The organism is Pseudomonas sp. 9.1(2019) (genome assembly GCF_009910445.1).
Classification (GTDB): Bacteria; Pseudomonadota; Gammaproteobacteria; order Pseudomonadales; family Pseudomonadaceae; genus Aquipseudomonas; species Aquipseudomonas paraversuta.
The window spans coordinates 1-731 of record NZ_VBWF01000025.1 but is presented as its reverse complement, the minus strand read 5'-3'; the positions used below and the strand labels follow the sequence as shown (position 1 = coordinate 731).

Below are 731 nucleotides of genomic sequence, written 5' to 3'. Positions count from 1 at the left end.
TCCTTAATCGACGACATCAGCTGCTCCATAAGTTCCCACACGAATTGCTTGATTCATTGAAGAAGACGATAGAAGCAAATTTAAGCTCCAGGCTGATAGCGCACGCTAACAGTTACAAGCTCGAAATTGGGTCTGTAGCTCAGTTGGTTAGAGCGCACCCCTGATAAGGGTGAGGTCGGCAGTTCGAATCTGCCCAGACCCACCAATTTTGTGTGGAAAGTGCCTGTAGAAATATGGGGCCATAGCTCAGCTGGGAGAGCGCNCCACGGTGTGATTCATGACTGGGGTGAAGTCGTAACAAGGTAGCCGTAGGGGAACCTGCGGCTGGATCACCTCCTTAATCGACGACATCAGCTGCTCCATAAGTTCCCACACGAATTGCTTGATTCATTGAAGAAGACGATAGAAGCAGACCAAAATTGGGTCTGTAGCTCAGTTGGTTAGAGCGCACCCCTGATAAGGGTGAGGTCGGCAGTTCGAATCTGCCCAGACCCACCAATTTTGTGTGGAAAGTGCCTGTAGAAATATGGGGCCATAGCTCAGCTGGGAGAGCGCCTGCCTTGCACGCAGGAGGTCAACGGTTCGATCCCGTTTGGCTCCACCATTACTTGCTTCTGTATCGTAAAGCTTAGAAATGAGCATTCCATCAAATGATGGTGAATGTTGATTTCTGATCTTTTGATTAGATCGTTCTTTAAAAATTTGGGTATGTAATAGAAAGTTAGACTGGA

At 47.9% G+C, this 731-nt stretch carries 3 tRNA genes; all 3 read left to right on the top strand.

What is annotated here, in order from left to right:
• Positions 1–128 precede the first annotated feature (128 nt).
• Positions 129–205: transfer RNA gene (locus tag FEZ21_RS22430), tRNA-Ile, on the top strand.
• A 216-nt stretch (positions 206–421) separates the two neighbouring features.
• A tRNA-Ile gene (locus tag FEZ21_RS22425) sits at positions 422–498 on the top strand.
• Positions 499–528: 30 nt separating this feature from the next.
• Positions 529–604 (top strand) — tRNA-Ala (locus tag FEZ21_RS22420).
• Positions 605–731 lie beyond the last annotated feature (127 nt).